Source organism: Terribacillus saccharophilus, assembly GCF_046592895.1.
In the GTDB taxonomy this organism is placed as follows: Bacteria; Bacillota; Bacilli; order Bacillales; family Amphibacillaceae; genus Terribacillus; species Terribacillus saccharophilus_D.
The window spans coordinates 324,566-342,029 of record NZ_JAWVPU010000001.1; the positions used below are offsets into that span (position 1 = coordinate 324,566).

General features: G+C 45.8%; 14 protein-coding genes. 4 read left to right on the forward strand and 10 right to left on the reverse strand.

Going from position 1 to position 17,464, the window contains the following annotated elements:
• The first annotated feature begins 403 nt into the window (after nt 1-403).
• The 4 genes from SFC66_RS01650 (at nt 404) to SFC66_RS01665 (ending at nt 4,855) form a co-directional block, all read left to right on the forward strand.
• Nucleotides 404-2,602, forward strand: a complete 2,199-nt coding sequence (locus SFC66_RS01650) for a glycosyltransferase family 2 protein (protein ID WP_411217728.1) — start codon at nt 404-406, stop codon at nt 2,600-2,602.
• A gap of 480 nt (nt 2,603-3,082) precedes the next feature.
• Nucleotides 3,083-3,865: an SDR family NAD(P)-dependent oxidoreductase gene (locus SFC66_RS01655; RefSeq protein ID WP_411216967.1), complete on the forward strand. Its 783-nt coding sequence runs from the start codon at nt 3,083-3,085 to the stop codon at nt 3,863-3,865.
• 51 nt (nt 3,866-3,916) lie between these two features.
• A complete protein-coding gene (locus SFC66_RS01660; protein WP_411216968.1) occupies nt 3,917-4,495 on the forward strand; it encodes a TetR/AcrR family transcriptional regulator in 579 nt (192 codons plus the stop codon).
• A gap of 27 nt (nt 4,496-4,522) precedes the next feature.
• Nucleotides 4,523-4,855: an MmcQ/YjbR family DNA-binding protein gene (locus SFC66_RS01665; protein WP_411216969.1), complete on the forward strand. Its 333-nt coding sequence runs from the start codon at nt 4,523-4,525 to the stop codon at nt 4,853-4,855.
• A gap of 101 nt (nt 4,856-4,956) precedes the next feature.
• Here the strand turns inward: SFC66_RS01665 and SFC66_RS01670 are convergent, their stop codons facing one another.
• The 10 genes from SFC66_RS01670 to ppx form a co-directional block, all read right to left on the reverse strand.
• Nucleotides 4,957-5,907, reverse strand: a complete 951-nt coding sequence (locus tag SFC66_RS01670) for an aminopeptidase (protein ID WP_411216970.1) — start codon at nt 5,905-5,907, stop codon at nt 4,957-4,959.
• Nucleotides 5,908-5,920: 13 nt separating this feature from the next.
• Nucleotides 5,921-6,595 carry an AroM family protein gene (locus SFC66_RS01675; protein WP_411216971.1) on the reverse strand — a complete coding sequence of 225 codons (675 nt, stop codon included), beginning with the start codon at nt 6,593-6,595 and terminating at the stop codon, nt 5,921-5,923.
• A gap of 14 nt (nt 6,596-6,609) precedes the next feature.
• On the reverse strand, nt 6,610-7,545 hold the full coding sequence (locus SFC66_RS01680) for a DUF1177 domain-containing protein (protein ID WP_411216972.1): 936 nt from the start codon (nt 7,543-7,545) through the stop codon (nt 6,610-6,612).
• Between the two features lie 18 nt (nt 7,546-7,563).
• Complete coding sequence (locus tag SFC66_RS01685) at nt 7,564-8,622, reverse strand: S-methyl thiohydantoin desulfurase family protein (RefSeq protein ID WP_411216973.1); 1,059 nt, start codon at nt 8,620-8,622, stop codon at nt 7,564-7,566.
• Between the two features lie 11 nt (nt 8,623-8,633).
• Nucleotides 8,634-10,238 carry an OPT/YSL family transporter gene (locus SFC66_RS01690; protein WP_411216974.1) on the reverse strand — a complete coding sequence of 535 codons (1,605 nt, stop codon included), beginning with the start codon at nt 10,236-10,238 and terminating at the stop codon, nt 8,634-8,636.
• 28 nt (nt 10,239-10,266) lie between these two features.
• Complete coding sequence (locus tag SFC66_RS01695) at nt 10,267-10,893, reverse strand: aspartate/glutamate racemase family protein (RefSeq protein WP_411216975.1); 627 nt, start codon at nt 10,891-10,893, stop codon at nt 10,267-10,269.
• A gap of 125 nt (nt 10,894-11,018) precedes the next feature.
• The gene (locus SFC66_RS01700) at nt 11,019-12,521 is read right to left on the reverse strand and encodes a PucR family transcriptional regulator (RefSeq protein ID WP_411216976.1); all 1,503 of its coding nucleotides are present in this window, start codon (nt 12,519-12,521) and stop codon (nt 11,019-11,021) included.
• Between the two features lie 380 nt (nt 12,522-12,901).
• On the reverse strand, nt 12,902-13,561 hold the full coding sequence (locus SFC66_RS01705) for a hypothetical protein (protein WP_411216977.1): 660 nt from the start codon (nt 13,559-13,561) through the stop codon (nt 12,902-12,904).
• A gap of 124 nt (nt 13,562-13,685) precedes the next feature.
• Nucleotides 13,686-15,803, reverse strand: coding sequence for an RNA degradosome polyphosphate kinase (locus SFC66_RS01710; RefSeq protein WP_411216978.1), 2,118 nt, complete (start codon nt 15,801-15,803; stop codon nt 13,686-13,688).
• A gap of 87 nt (nt 15,804-15,890) precedes the next feature.
• Nucleotides 15,891-17,438, reverse strand: coding sequence for an exopolyphosphatase (ppx, locus tag SFC66_RS01715; protein WP_411216979.1), 1,548 nt, complete (start codon nt 17,436-17,438; stop codon nt 15,891-15,893).
• Nucleotides 17,439-17,464 lie beyond the last annotated feature (26 nt).

The following is a 17,464-nucleotide window of genomic DNA, read 5'->3' on the forward strand; positions in this document are numbered from 1 at the left end:
AAGTGCACTTCTTAATTCCTAGTTCTATATATATGTCTAATTTATTTTAAGGAATCCAAATATTTTATTTTCATAAACTACTCCTCCATAAAATCGATTAATCCCTTCGAAAAGGTTCGTTCCATCTGACGTACTTGCATGTACTTTACACGGTTATCTAAGAATTAGAATAATTGTTTTTTAGTGTATCTAAGAGCTGAACTTGTTTTGGGTTCTATAAATATATCCCATCACAGACATGGACAGCACCTATTAAGGGAATGGAAAAAAGTAGAGAAGTGTAATGTAGTAATAGAATAATATACTTAATCAGTGCTTCTTGCAGTGTAAGGGAGGAAATTATGTGCAAACATCGGAAATCATTTGGCTTATCGCTTCCACCGCCATCCTATTGATTCTTTATATGTTCGCCCGTAAGTATTTGGCTGCCAAGTATTTGCTGCTTGCTGCCTTTCTCGGTCTGAACCTTATTTATTTGATTTGGCGGACCGCATTCACATTGCCGACGATGGGTGTCATCAGCCTGATAGTCGGGATTTTGCTGCTTGTCACCGAATGGGCCGGCTATTTACAGTCGGTTGTTTTCACCATTTTGTCGTGGCGGCCTTTCAAGCAGAAGACCGTGCCGTTATCGGCATTCGAGGAGCTGCCGACAGTGGATGTGTATATCGCCACTTATAATGAGCCGGCCGATCTGTTGAAACGAACTATCTCTGCCAGCCAGATGATGCGCTACCCAGAAGACAAACTCAGAATCTATGTGTGCGATGATGGCAGACGCGCTGATATTCGGCAGCTGACCGAGTCAATGGGTGCCATCTATCTGGATCGTCCGGACAACAAGCACCAAAAAGCCGGCAACCTGAACCATGCGATGACGAAAACCAATGGCGAAATCATCGTCACAATGGATGCCGACATGGTACCGCGTGCCAATTTCCTGGAGCGTACATTAGGCTACTTTACCGACGAAAAGGTCTCCTTCGTCCAAGCACCGCAGGTTTTCTATAATGCCGATGCGTTTCAGTATAATCTATTCTTCGAAGATAATATCACCAACGAACAAGACTTCTTCATGCGCCGTTTGGAAGAAGGAAAAGATCGGTACAATGCCACGATGTATGTAGGAAGCAACGCATTGTTCCGCCGCCGCTCTTTGGAAGAAATCGGCGGATTCGCCACTGGTGTCATCACGGAAGATATGGCAACAGGAATGCTGCTGCAGACAAATGGACAGCGAACTGTTTTCGTCAATGAAACATTGGCTGTCGGCTTGTCCCCCGAGACATATGCCGATCTGCTGAAACAACGCGATCGCTGGTGCCGGGGAAATATCCAAGTGATCCGTAAATGGAATCCGCTCACGATAAAAGGCTTGAGCTTCATGCAGCGCCTTCTCTACATGGACGGGATCCATTATTGGTTCTTCGGGATTTATAAAATGGTCTATTTGCTTGCACCATTATTGTTCCTGCTGTTTTCCATTTACAGCCTTCAAACCGATTTCTCGACACTATTGATGTTCTGGCTGCCGGCATTCCTATCATCGCAGCTTGCGTTCCGCCGGATGGCAGATAATAAGCGGACAACATTATGGAGTCATGTGTATGAAGTGGCACTTGCGCCATACATGGCAGTATCTGTGCTCACGGAATTATTCTTCCGCAAGTCGATCAAATTCAATGTGACCCGCAAAGGGATATTGAATAACCGCCGCCACTTCCTCTGGCGGACAAGCACACCATATGTGATCTTGCTGGCCATGAGTGCTGCTAGCCTCATCATGGTCGGTATCGATTTGTTCACACCAGTGCAGATTTATGACAGTGTCAGTATGCTTTATATCAATATTTTCTGGGTGCTGTATAATGCCATTGCCCTCGTCATGGCGCTGACCATTGCCGTCGAACGCCCCCGTTTCCGGGAAGCAGAACGATTCGATGTGACATTGGATGCAGAGCTTCGAAATGGTATGAATGGCCACATACACAAAGTGCGAATCATTGACTTGAGCGAGTATGGCGCCCGCTTGGAGCTGCTGGACACCAAATCTGCCCATCTGCTTTCGGCAGGCGCTAACCTGACATTGTCCACCGGCCCGCTTCAAGGAATACAGCTGCATAAACATTGGGTATCACAGGAAGGGAAAAGCTATTATGCAGGCGTGTCCTTCCAGGATGTCACACTGGATCAATACCGTTCCCTTGTCAAGATTCTGTTTGTCGACGCTGCTGATATTTATACCAGCAGGGAATATGTCAATTCCACCCTTTGGAATGCGGCAGCACAATTCTTCAAGCAAACAAAGGCACTGCCGAAACAATCCGAACGGCAAAGCATCCGCGAAACGGTCACCGTCCCTGCAATCCTGCAACTTGCTGATGACAGGAAAGTCGAAACCACTATGATGGATTACAGCCTGAGCGGCTGTCAGGTCGAGCTGAGAAACCCACTCAAACCAGGCCAAATATTGCGCCTGCAAGCAAACCACAGCAGCTTCCGCGAAAGCGACGTACGCGTGCAGTGGGTGCAAAAACGCGGACGCAAATACTTGGCAGGATTGCGATTCTTGACGGAAACGTCTGATTCGGATACAGCGTGATGCATAAACAGAAAAACCTCTGTAAACGGATGTTCACAGAGGTTTTTTTGCAATTGATTTATCTTTTTAACAGAATGGGATTGTCAATCTTTATACACGTCACAATAATGAAGTGACTACTCGCTAAATAATAATGATATAGATTTATCATATGTCACAATATTATATATGACCTTTGTGTAATGATCTCAAATTCAATAACTTAGTAAACTTAATGCTTCCAAATCTTCACTTCTGCTTTTTACTAATCCATATAAAGGTATTGTGAATCGTAAAAATTAAGCAATGCTAATGATACCTTGTCCTTGTTATAAATGTCTTCCCATATCAAACTGACTGTATTGCATTATTTTTCACTGTCTCTTCCTACTAATCATGATTAGTACTATTCATGTTTTGAGCCAAAACAGGACGGGTAACAACCATTATATAAACTACCTAACGTTAGGTAGCTCCATCTTGCTTAAGGAGGAACAGGAAATGAATGTGCAGGATATGTTTGATTTAAGTAATAAGGTGGCGGTGGTTACCGGTTCTGGAAGTGGATTGGGAGCACAGTTATCCATAGCAATGGCTGAAGCAGGCGCACATGTTGTCTGTGGCGATGTGAACGAGGAAGGTAACCAAGAAACTGTTGGGAAAATCAAAGCATTGGGGCGTAAAGCATTATCGGTTCCATGCGATGTATCTGATGAAGGGCAGGTTGCTAAATTGATCCAAGCAGCTGAGAAGGAATTTGGACAGCTTGATATTGCTATTGCCGCAGCTGGCATATCCGACCCGAATTCAGGACTCACAGATGAATATGAAACGGATGACTGGAAAAAGGCATTGGATATAAATCTTAGCGGTGTGTTATATACGAATCGTGAAGCTTTAAAAATAATGAAAAAACAAAGAAGCGGCAAAATAATCAACATTTCTTCCATGTGGGGTTTGGCTGGGACGTCGGGAGTGTTTCCTGGTACAGCTTATAGTGCAACTAAAGGTGCAGTTATCAACCTTACAAGGGAACTCGCGCTTCAATATGCTCCCTTTAACATTCAAGTAAACGCGATTTGTCCCGGTTACTTCAGCACCAATATAGGAAACGGTCTTTTTGATGATCCTGAGTTCATCCAGCAGGGAGAAAAGGTTATACCTATGAATCGTATTGCTAGTGCCGAAGAAATTAAAGGTACCGGACTTTACCTTGCTTCTGCCGCATCCAATTACACCACCGGACTTATGCTGGTTACTGATGGTGGTTACTTAGCGCAATAGCATATTTTAATCTATGATATAGAGAGAATCGAATGATGGGGGATATGATTTATGACGGGAACGAAATTAATTGAGGCAGCTTTATTGCAGTTTGCCCTTCATGGGTATGAAGGAGCCTCCTTATCTTCAATTGCAGGAGAGGTAGGTATTAAGAAAGAATCTATATATTCCCATTTCAAAAGTAAAGAGCATCTATTTAGAAGTGCTTTTGACTATTCCATTTCGAAAGAGATTGCGTTTATAGAAGTTTTCTTTTCTGGTACGGGAAATAGTACTCTTATAGAAAAACTCAAACAGTTTATAACTGAGTACATGGACAGGTATGAAAATACGATTAATACACGCTTTCTTATAAGAAATGCATACTTCCCCCCAGCACATTTGAAAGAAGAAATGATTCTAAAATCCTATGACTTAACTGAAAAATTAGAGAGCATGTTATTACATGAAATTGAGTCAGTAATCCATAGATTACGTAACAATTTACAGCCTGAAGACGTTGTAATGACCTATTTAACTATACTGGATGGTCTATTTGTTGAGATGCTGTATGGCGGAAAATCTGAGCGGCTTCTTAAGAGAATTGATTCATCTTGGAAAGTCTTTGTTGAAGGATTAAGTTATAAATAGAAAATATGTATATGGAGTTGATTATCTATGAAGAGTAGACAAGAGGCTATTGACTATTGTAAGCAGTATAAAGAAGTGTATGAAGACGAACCCTTTAGAGACGATAATTGGACACTTATCAGACATAAGAATAATGATAAAACATTTGCTTGGATATTTGAGAGAGAAAACAAGATTTGGATTAATGTGAAAAACGAACCTGGTATGAATGAGCAACTCAGAAATGAATACGACTCTATCGTACCCGCCTATCACTTAAATAAAGAACATTGGAACTCCATTATATTAGACGGGTCTGTTCCCAAGAAAGAAATCCGCGAATTGATTCGTACAAGCTATGAATTAACAAAAGATAAGTAATGTAAGAAAGCCTCTTTGGAAAAAGGGGCTTTCTTACATACCACTTTAGATAATGAAGGTGCCGCAGACGTGAATACTTAAGTGCTTCTTCATGACTGCTGCTATTTTATTTCCATAACTCCCTTTTCCAACAATAACTCTCCATCGATGAACACGGTAGGTTCCATGACAACTCCGTCAATATGGACTCCAGCAGCTACGTTGCCGCCAAATGTATTGTTGCTGCCAAAAGCGATGTGAATCGTTCCGTAGACTTTTTCGTCTTCCAGTACGACACCTGTAACCCTTGCTTTATCGTTTGTCCCAACGCCGAATTCCGCCACATTACGGCCGTCACCGTCGCCCAATAAACTCAGAAGTTCCTGTCCTTGCTTTCCTTCCGCACCGACAAGTTTTCCGTTTTCGATTGACAATAACACTGGCTCCGTGACCTTTCCTATGCCTGCAATCGATCCATCGATGACTATCTTGCCGTTGGCGGTGCCTTCCATTGGAGCGATGAATGCTTCACCGGAAGGAAGATTACCAGATTGACCAGGCTTATGATAAACTCCCGTGCTTGGTACACCCGCTCTGCCTTCAATCGAAAAAGTCAGTTGATAGCCGCTTTTTTCGATTTTCACTTGCCGAGCGGCAGACAGTAGATCCGTTACTTGGATAGTAAGCTTCTCGACCGCTTCATAGTCCGCGCTGATGGCTCCTTCGAGGAACATATCATATGTGATGCCTGGCATGGTTGCAACGCGTGCCCCCGCATTCACTGCATCTTTTTTTGCTTTCGTATGCGTCAGGCTGTGCACCGTTATACAAATGACCACGTCACTAAGTTTCATCGCTTCGGCAATGGACGCGGGAGGCTCCTGACCTGATTTCTCACGCTCCTGCATGACCATCAGCACTGTCTCTGCCCCAATTGACTTACCCGCTGCATAAATCGCTTCTGCCAAATCCTTTTTCTCTTCATCTGTCACGATCAGCAATGTTTCTGTCGGTTTCAAGTTCAAACTGCTGATCAAAAAGCTCCTGCTATTATCTTCTAATATATTTCCCATAATCATCACTACCTTAAATGATTTCTGCAACAAGCTTGGCCATCAATGCATTGGACAAAATAACTGGAAGCCCGGATGCCTCTGCTGCAATATCGCGCATTTCTTCTGTGTAACCCATACAATCCAAAATCAGCACATCTGCATCCAATTCTTTGAGTTCTTTGGCAGCTTGGGCGAACTGCTCCGTCCCTGGCTGATACGGATTCGCAGCCGCTGCTGCCGGTTCGATATCATATGGGATGAACTTTTGCTTTAAATTATCCATCTGTTCTGGCAAAGGACTGACGACACCTAGCTTTCTATCTCCCAGCAATGCCTTCACACTCGGAGGGATGATATGATCAGGTTCAATCAATACCGAGCTTCGAGCTTGCAGTCCCGGAAAGACACCTGTACATAATAATAGGATCGTCGTGATACCATCAGCTTCCATTTGTTCGATTTTCTGCTGAATCAATGGTTTTATCTTTTCCCTGGACAGATTGACAGACTCACCGCTCACCAGCTTGGACGTGAGCACATAATCTTCTGGTCCCGGAGCAAGCTCCGCTTCGATCTGGGCTTTGCTCATGCCATCCAAAGCACCGGCCTGCACAAGTTCAGCACGCTGATCCAAGTATTTTTCAACGATCGGAGCCACATCATGACGAGGAGCTTGACCTATGGTGATCATGCCTAGCTTTTTCATCTGGTGCTCCTTCCTTATTGCTTGCCTGCAGTTTGCAGGACAGTCATCGAGCCGTATAGGCTGGTGATCGTTTCGAATTCGGCAGGATCATAGAAACTGCAAGTGCCTGCTGCCACTTCTTTAGCCACTTCGATGACGAAACGTGCGGCCGTGGCGATATCCACTTCATGACTTGCTCCCGTACCGCAGCCCGGAACAATCGAGCCTGCTGTGACGGCAACACCCACTACAGGCGCCGATGTAGCAACAGCAGGCTGCAAGATGGAGTTGATATGGAAAAGACCGTTACCGTATGGTGTGATATCCTGCATCGTAATCGGGAATGTGACAGCATTTTCACCAGTCGCCATTTCCTGGATGCGCATCAGATCCTCACTCACCCGCAGGATATAGCCTTCCTTCACGGTAGGGGAAATGGCGATCCCCTTATGATTGACGATGCGATTGCCTTTGGTCGTGTCGATGGAGAGGATCATTTCCATTTCCGGTACTACTTCGTTTTCATTCATCGTGCCAATGTCGACAGGCGAATCCATGAAGTCCACCGGTTCATGCGGTCGGGTAGGCGCATCTGGGCATATATGCGTGCTCACGATCACATCCGATGCCAATGTATCACCTTTTGTCTGCATATCGGCAAGCTTCAATGCTGCTGCGATGGCAGCAACGGCACCATCGGCATCCGAAACCAGGCCGACTCGGCTTGGTCTTGCCCCGATTCCCCCAAGACGCCCGATGATCCCAATCGTCGGGTTTTCTCCATTTGCGGATCTTCCTTGTGATCCTGGAATGTCGATCCGGATGAAATCGGTGCTGCCTTTGTCTCCTTCGATAGTCGTGACGGCAACCGTAACATTTTGATACGCTTCAAATAACGCCTTTACCTTTTCCCCGTTTACGTTTCCATCATCCAATACGTCCACTGCCGTCAATGTTTGTTTCAATGTCATTGCTGATTCCCCCTCTGATTATAGATAATTAACGATTTTTTCATCCAAGATGGCTTCCACTGTTTGCAGCAGCTTCACATTGTACATCGTGCTGCTTAAAATCAATTTATCCTTCGGAACAGTCAGGATGGCCAGCTTCTGCCCTTCCTGGATCGCCCCGCTCACGATTGGCTCGGCTGTCTCCGCATCGAATGTCATGATCAGATCCGGGAAGGTTGCCAATCTTTCTCCATTCATGTCCAGCGTCATGAATTCATTCCAAAATGTCATATGCAGCGACTTTTCAATCGTCACCGCACCGACATCAAAACCGCCTTTTGTTTCCAATACAAAGTCGGTAACCGTTCCTTCGGCAACTACTTTTCCACCTAATTCTTCCGCAACCGCCGCAATTGCTTTTGGTCCTGTTTGACTGCGCAATGCCTTACCAGCTTGTATGGCTTGAAGAAGCCCGCCTGGTGCGCCATGCTGCTTCGCATACCCTGCTTGAACGGGATTCCTGGCAACAGCAACCAATCCCCCTGCTTCAATCGATGCTTTCCGGACCAAAGTAGAAGCCACATCAAGCGTGCCTGTCACTACTGTCTCGACATAGCGTGCACCTTTCCCGCCGACTGCAGTCTGGATGGACTGGTATCCTGGCTGCTCCGTAAGATTGAGTGATCCCATCGTACCTGTCGGATGGGCTCTGCCATTGCACGGAAGATCGATGACGGGAATACCGAGCATAGCTGACTGCAGCCAGCCATTCACGGTTCCGCCAGCTCCGTTCTCGTTCGTGATGATGCCTTTGATCGTCTGCTGCAGCTTCTCTTGCAGCAAATCGATGGCCCGCAAATAATGCACTGGTTTCAAATACTTCTCTTTCGCTGCTGGTGCGCCGACAAGCGACACGGTTACGAGCAGATCCTCATCCTTGAGCTGATCCGCTGATATAATCGTCGGATCGCCAAGTTCCAATGCCAGATTCCCGATTTGAAGCCCGTCGTTCACCCAGCCTCCGCCGCCACCTCCAAGGATGACGCCGCCATAGACGGCATGTTCCACTGTTTGTTTATCTATTTGATATGTCGTCATCATAACCCCTCCTACTTCCTAGCTGAAAATACGGAACTGAAGAAGCTGTATAAAGCATCTCCTGCGATGAAACCTGCTGCCATGATACTCATCGGCGCTTCGGCTTCTTTTCCTTTCCACTTCAAGACAATACCGCGAATGGCTAGTCCGCCAAGAACAGCCCAGCAAGCATTCGGTGTCAAAATCAATAAACCTGTCGCAAGCATGATCCCCATTTGTCTGTTCGGGCCGCCGATCAGCTGAATCAAAGCACCTGGAATTGCCCATAGCAGCAAGGATTTTGCAACTTCCGGCGTTGCTCCCGCTTGAATGGTCGATGCATAGACGGTGTCAATCGGAGGCACGAGGTTTTGCTCGAAGTAGCTCTGATACGTCAGGATGACGACAATCAGTGCAACCCCGAATGCCAGTGCAGCCGTGAAGAATTGCTGCCTTCTTCCTTCGCGTTCGAATTCTTCGTCTTGTCCGAAACCTCTTAAGATGTAACCTGATTTCAAGTCATATCCCATATCGGCAAATGCCGGACCTGTTGCTGCACTGAAACCAGCCAGCAAAGCAAGTGCTGTAGGCGGGAATCCGATCAATAACCCGACAATCAGCGTAATGAAAGCAACCGCAAACGCAGGGAACCAGCCTGAATGCATCGCTGCTATACCTACGATCAGCTCATGTACAAACGCTGCAAATGCCGCATATACCATGAAGGCAATGATCATCCCGACAGACATTTCAGTGATCAACCCGCCAATCAAGGCGATGAGCAATGCAATGACTAAATAAGCTATGAATCCGAATCCAAGTGTTTTCCGAGCTTGTTCAATCGTACTGGTCGTCGCCGCTGCTTCTTCTTCCCCTAAACTTTCCATCTTGCCTTCTTTTACTGTTTTCTTCGGCTTTTTGAATATGAGCACTGCAACCTGGATCAGCGCTACAATCCCTGCTCCCACCATGATGCCGTGCGGTATATACAATGCGTTCACATCAACATCAAACCAAGGTATGGAATATTGACGCAGCATAAGCCCGATTCCGAACATGAGCAGTGCAAAGATATTTCCGATGAACGCTACCCCGAATGCTGACATGCTGATGCCAGCAAATGATCCGCCAAGACCGATAAGGGCACCAATCCCGAGCAACCCAGCCCGCTTCCCGCCGCTGTCCCCTGCTTTGATGGATTCCGCTGCGGCCACACCTGGCGGCCAAGCTTCCTTGGCAGGGAATAACGGCGAATCATAGATCTTATAAAGAATGGTCGCATCGACAAACATCGCAAGCGCCGCACCGATCAGCATCGGTATGATCAACTGTGTTTCTCCCATGACAAACGGAATACCAATCGGAATCAGCAAACTGTTCGCAGCACCGAAAGTACCCGAAGAAATGGACGTTTGAATCAAATTCTGCCGATGGACGGATTTATATTTTTTGAAAATCATCAACGGAATACGCGCCACCAGCATGGCTACCAACGCACCAATGATGCTCGTGTTCGGTGTCACACCGAGTGTCGTGACGATCTGGATCCCGATGATTGCACCCAGCACCGCCGTCACAACGGTCAGTATGAAAGTCACCGGTTCGAATAACTTAGGATGCTTCGTATGTTTTGACATCAAGATCCCCCCAAAATTCCCAATATTTTCAGACTAGCACAGCAAACCGTCCGCCGGCTTCCACTGCATCGATCACCGGAACGGCCAGCTCCTGTTCCAGGACCTTTTTCAATCCGATCGTTGCAAATCCGGTACAAGCAAAAACGATCACTTCAGCACCATTTCCGATTAAATCTTTGGCAGCTTGAATACCTCTTTGCTTGCCTTCCTCCGTCAATAGATCTGTCGTATTCGTCACTCCATCGGGCCGGCGGTAGCCTGTGATCATATCAGCTATTTGTCCTTCCACAGCGGGCGGGATGGTTTCGGTGATACCCATCACCCCGACCGGTTTCCCTAATGCTTTCGCTGTCAAAGCTGCAGCACTTCCAGCACCAATGACAGGTAAGGAAACCTTGGCCCGCAATTCCTCCAGCGCTGGATCGGCGGCACAGCTGATCAATATCGCTTTGCAGCCAGCTTCCGCCAATTCGATTCCCTTTTGGACGATTTTCGGGACAGCAATGCGTTCTGTTTCGTCGTCATGAATTCCTTTAGGCTGATCCGGTATGCAAGCTGTTCGCGTCTCGGATCCGAATCGTTTTTGTATGAGTTTGCCATGAAGTTCCACCACTTCCTTGTCCTCACTTGAGAAGACACGAATAACACCAATCATAATAAGCACTCCTTTTCTAATATTTCGACTATTACAATATTTAATAAATTTATCATGTACGCTTTTTTATTGATATGTGCTGGGACAATAAAAAAAGAGGAAGCTGATTGTGCTCTGTGCACAAATCAGCTTCCTCTTTTTATCAAATACAGCGCTATCGCCATGTAATATCCAAGTTTGTCCAATTCCGTCTCGAAGGGGATGGCTGTAATATCCTTTATTTTATCAATGCGATATTTCACGGAATTACGATGAATGTACATCCTGGATGCTGTTTCCATCAAGCTTTTATTCGTATCGAGATAATGGAAAAGAGTATGGATGAATTCCGTTCCTTTCTCATTGTCATGCTGGATCAATCCACCGATCCTTTCTTCGATGATTTCTTTCCAATTATGATTATAAGCCTGTGATAACAAGTGGAAGTACTCATATCTGTAAAAATCATATATCCGATTATGTGCATGTAAACGCACACCTATTTCCAATGCCTGCTTTGCTTCTACATAGCTTTCACTCAGCTGGCTGATATTTTTATTCCTGCCTAAACCCACCCGCAAACCTTTCCACTCTGCCACGAATGCCTCCAAGCAAGCATTGATATCACCATCAGCTACATCAGGAGCAGAAACGATAAGAATGATCGAGTGACCATTATTCAGCACAAACGATTTCATCGGTTTTGCGCCAGTCAGCTTGTTCCGGAAAGAATCAAGTGCGGCCAGGAAGGACGCTTGTGTTGTCTGGCTTCCCAATCGGAAGATGAGCGTTTTATATGTCCAGTCCGGTGAAATCTCGAATTGCCTGCTCCGTTCGATGATTTCACTATCCGTCAAGGAGACACCGCTTAACAGCTCTTGCAGGAAATCACCTTGCATCTTCTTCTCTGTATCCTGCTGTACTTGACGCTGAAGGAATTTCAGCGAAAATGCCATCTTTGCTTGCTCGATGCAGATTGAATCGAGCTCATCCAGCTCTTCCTTCAAGACAGCCAAGTAGCCCATATGACGACGATCAGCAGCTATCTTCCATATATGCGCATCCGGTGATGGCTCCGTATCTTCATGGGATGCTACCAAAATCCTCTTTTGCTCATCCAATACCCAAATAGGAGCTTGCAGCAAGCTGGAAACATGTACTGCCACCGAATGAGTATCATCATTATTGATGACCAGCTTTGTCAAATTGCGATACATCTTATCCGACTTCCGGAGTAATGCAGACTGTTTTTGCAGGATATGTTCCAGCACTTCATGCGTGACATCAATGTAAGGCACGTCATTGGGCAGCTGGATGATGGGAAAGTTTTCACTATCACTCAAATCCAATATGCTCTGTGATAACTGCCCGATATACCTGTCCGTTTTTATGACCAGTGCCGCCGCTTGTACCCTTATCAATTCTTTTAACAGATCCTCCAATTTAGCAGGAGTATCCTTGAAGGCATAACCCGTCGTCAACAGCATTTCACCTTCTCTTCCCCAGCCCTTCAACTCGGGTACTTCCAAGATGTCCACATAACGGACAATTCGCTTCACGCCATTATGGCCACTAATCAGCTTTGCATCTTTGAAAACAGATAAATCCATTATGATATCCAGTGAAATTCCAGGGTTATTGAGTTCCATATGATGTTCCTCTCTCTGCAGTATCATACTCGAATCATCTCAATTAAAAGATGGCAGTATACGATTCTTAGAATAATAAATTTCTTCCTTTGCAGTTGTATCCACTCAGGCGCTGGAAAATAGAATGGCAGTAAATTAATAACATTGATTAAGCTCATAATTTCCCACTGAAGTATAAAATGCATCGCTTTCTTTCAACATACCAAATAGATGGACATATCCCAACCCTATTAAAGAAAATCTATGTCAGATAAGTTCACAAAAATGATGATACCCTCTCCGGATAGAGCAGGGAGTTCTCTTCCCAGAAGGAGGTACACTTTGAGACTAAACGCAAAAAAGTAGAAGGCACCCTACTGGAGTATCTTCTACTTTTAATATCATCCCTTAATATACGCATACAATTCCTGCGTCTCTGTCTCAGCTCCGAATGCACGTGTTGCGCCCCAGACTTTATCCACTTCCGCTCCATTTATTTCTGCGTCCATGTCATGGAAGATGCGATGTACATAACGGAGGCTGTTCAGATCCGCACTGTCTGTTGCGATGCGCATGAAAGCTTCTGCGTTCCACATGTCATTGACTGCTTCGGATGGTGCGAATCCTTCTGTTCGCAGTTTTTCCACATCCTGCTGCAGCTGCTGCCATTCTTCTGATTGAGCCAGATAGTCGATGTCGACATGCTCGATATGGCCCCATCCCGTGAGATCATTCAAATAGGCATGCTGATCGCTGACGATTTGTTTGACGAGCTCTTCGTTTTGGTAAGCAATAAGTTCGTCATATGATTCGTATGTGAAAGTGGAGAGAAAATCCTTCGTATCGCCAGACAATTCCTCGAGCTGCGAAGCTCCCTTGCCCTTCTCAACCGGCTTCAGCTCATCATCGGGCACTTCTTCCGCCGCTTGTGATGCCATGGATGGTTCTGATTCTCCTTTATTGGCTGTATTGCTTTCCTCCTGGGATAGGAAGAAATAAATACCGGTACCTATTATTGCAAGTAAGCTAATGCATAGTAAAGTAATGAAAAATGCCTTCAATGCTTTCCACTCCTCTGCTGGAACTAACAAATAATAGAATAAAAGAACTAGCTTCCATTATAACAATAATTCCCAGAGGATTTTGTCGAAATAAAAAAATAGGACACGTTTATGCGTCCTATCCTCATTCTTCATCGTCCATCACTTGATATGCTTCATTGAACAAGATCAATTGACTATCAATCAGCTCTTCTTGATCGCCGCGTTTTACATAATGATAAACGCCGTTTTCATCTTGCTCCCTTGCTTTGCTGTTATCCTGAAGCATCACTTCGTTGATACCACGGATACGGCGCTTGATCGGTCCATCATAAATCGGGAACAATATCTCCACGCGTTTCTCCATATTCCTTGTCATCATATCTGCCGATGAAAGATGTATCTTTTCCTCGCCGTTATGATGGAAATAATAGATTCGTGTGTGCTCCAGATAGCGGCCGACTATGCTGCGCACCCTGATATTCTCACTGATGCCCTTGATACCAGGCCGCAGACAGCAGATACCACGGATGATCAGATCAATCTGGACACCGGCAATCGAAGCTTCATATAACTTTTGGATGACAGGCTTATCGGTGATGGAATTCATTTTCATGATGATACGGCCATTGCCATATTTTTTATGCAAACGTATTTCATCATCGATCATGTTGATCATGTCGGAACGAATATCAAATGGAGCGACCGATAAGTGATGGAAAGTCGGCTTCTCGGTATAACCGCTCAGATAGTTAAAGAAATTCGTCGCATCGATCCCGAATTTCCGTTTGGATGTGAACAGTCCCATGTCTGTGTATAGCTTGGCCGTCTGGTCATTATAGTTCCCAGTGCCAAGGTGGACAAAGCGCTCGATCCGGTTATGCTTCTTGCGCACCACGAGCGTGATTTTGCTGTGCGTCTTCAGGTGCGTCATCCCGTAGATCACATGACAGCCGGCCTTTTCCAGTTCCTTCGCCCACTGGACATTATTCTCCTCATCAAATCGCGCTTTCAGCTCGAACAGGACGGTGACTTGCTTCCCTTTCTCCGCTGCCCGCATCAAGGAGTCAATGATGGGAGAGTCGCCGCTCACGCGGTACAATGTCTGTTTGATCGCCAATACATCCGGATCATCCGCAGCTTTTGAAATCATTTCAACGACGGGCTCGAATGATTCATACGGATGATGCAGGAAGATATCCCGATCATTGATGGCATCGAACAGATCTTCATCCGTACCGATTTCAGCAGGCGGCTGCGGAATGAGTGTTTCATAGACAAGATGCTCACGCTTAGCTGCCACCAGCTTGTAAAACTGCATCATCCTTGTCATATCGATCGGTCCGTCGATTTCATAGACATCCTTCCGATGGATGTCCAATGTCTCTGTCAGGAAAGTGACCATTTTGTAGTCATATTCCTGTTTCGGGATCTCCAGCCGGATCGCTGCGCCCCATTTCCGTTTCTTCAGTTCTTTCTCGATTTCCTTCAATAGATCCCGTGCGCCTTCTTCATGGATGGTCATATCCGCATTCCGTGTGATCCGGAAGACAGTGACAGACTTGATCTGGTAGCCGCGGAATAGTTTATGGATATAATAACTGATGACATCTTCCAACAATACAAAGTGAAGCTCGTCATCTTTCGTATCTTCCAGCTGGATAAAGCGGTCCAGCACAGCCGGCACTTGCACGATCGCTCGCTTATGCTGTTCTGCTTCATCGGTTTCATGCTCATCCAGCAAGGAAACTGCCAAATTCAAGCTCTTGTTCAACAGCATCGGGAACGGACGGTAAGCATCGACTGCCATTGGCGTCAGCACCGGGAATATCTCTTCCTCAAAGAATGTTTCCAATCGCAAAAGCTGCGCACTTGAAAGCTGATCCATGCTCAATAACTCTACTTTTTCTTCTTTCAATTCGGGAATGATGATATCTTGAAATAGATTGTTCTGCATCTCCACAAGACGATGTGCCTTGGCACCGATCTTTTGAAGCTGCTGTTTCGGTGTCATGCCTGCTTTGTTTTCCGGGCGATTGAAACCTGCCTTCACTTGGTCCTTCAACCCAGCAACACGCACCATGAAAAACTCATCCAGATTGGAACTGAAAATCGACAGGAACTTAAGCCTTTCCAACAAAGGGTTGCGCTCATCCAGCGCTTCCTCCAGTACACGCTCATTAAAAGCAAGCCAGCTCAACTCTCGGTTATTATAATTTTTCGGGTCATTCAAATCGACCCGCAGCTGTTCCTCTGTTCTCAATTTCCACGCACCACTTTTCGACAGTATTCTTCATCATTTCTAGTATATCAGTGACTCGAAAAAGAGTTTATAAAGTTTTTGTAAATTTTAACTGTTCTGGAATTCTACATCCTCCTGGAAAACAAGCTGGATATTCCGCCGCAATTGTTTTTCCAGATGTTTCTTCTGTTTTTCCACTTGGTAGCGTTCTGCTTGCCAGTCTTTGCTGCATGTCACAATGAGCACCAAGTCTTCCCCTTTTTCCTCAAGCTCGATGCGGGAAACGATATTCCGTTTTGTCGCATGCAAGCTGTTTGCCAGCTTGATGATCGCTCCGAGCAGACGGTAATGTGCCAACTCCTCTTCTTTGAACCAAGTCTGGAATACTTCCGCGTTACGATTATAAAAAGATTTATTCTTGAAAGAAGCAAGCAGCGCAAGGATGATTCGTTCCTTATGCAAAAGCCCATCGATCGTCCGGTTGGCGAGCAGGTAAAATGTATGCTGATTGCCGGATTCCGTGTCGATATAAGCGCCGATATTGTAAACAAAAGCTGCATACCGGACGAGGAACTTGTCTTGCTCATCCCATTTGGCAAATCCGCGTGCCTCCACCAGATCTGCCAGGCGCAGTGCTGTCTGCTGGCGCTGCAAGCTATGTGTACGATCGATTTCAAAATCCTTCGCCAGTTCCTCGAAGCTGCGTTCCAGCACGTCTGCGAATAATGTCATTTCATTCCGGCGATGAAGCACTTCATACAGCAAGCCATCACGCAAGCCTTTGCGGCTGAGAACGAATTCCTTTGTGTCCACAATATCAAGCAAACAGCGAAAGACTTGTATCGCTGGCAGGATAAGATCGGCACGGTCCTTTGATAGACCTTCGACTTTTTGAAGCTCGTCAAAGTCCATTGGCACCAGTTCTTCTTGGATGTCATCGATATCTTTTTTGGTCATTTTATATTGGTGCAAACCTGCCAAAGGATAGCCGACCTTTTCCTGGTGTATTTGCACCACGTTCCGGGCGCTTCCGCCGATGGCAATGACAGGAAGCTGCTTTTTCGGCAGCCACTCCAGCGTCTGCAGCTGTTCACAGACGTATTCATGAATCTGTTCCAGCTCTTTTGCAGTCGGTTTATCGTCGGCGACAAACTGCCGTTTCAATGACAGAGCCCCGAACGGGAAACTATGGTAAGATTGCAGTTCGCGATCCTTGAAATACGTCAGTTCTGTACTGCCGCCGCCGATATCGATCGTGATCCCATCGACAAACGGCGTGCTGTTCGTCACGGCCGAGTAGCCGAGATATGCTTCTTCATAGTCTGATAGAATCCGGATTGTATAATCCGTCTCTTTATCAACCAGCTCCAGAATTTCCTGCTGGTTCTTGGCGTGCCGCACAGTAGCAGTAGCCACACAAGTCGTAGCTTCCAGCTCGTAAAATCGCGTCACTTCCTGGAAACCATGCAATGTCTTCAGCAGCACTTGTATGCCTTGCTCATCCAGATTGCCGTTTTCCTTTAAATAATTGCGAAGACGCGCCACAACCTTCACATTTTCTTTTTCTTTGATTCTGCCGCTCTTGTCACGCGCATACACAACAAGCCGCATCGTATTCGATCCAATATCGATAATCGCATAATACCTAGTCTTCATAATCAATTCCCCTCACGTCGATAGCC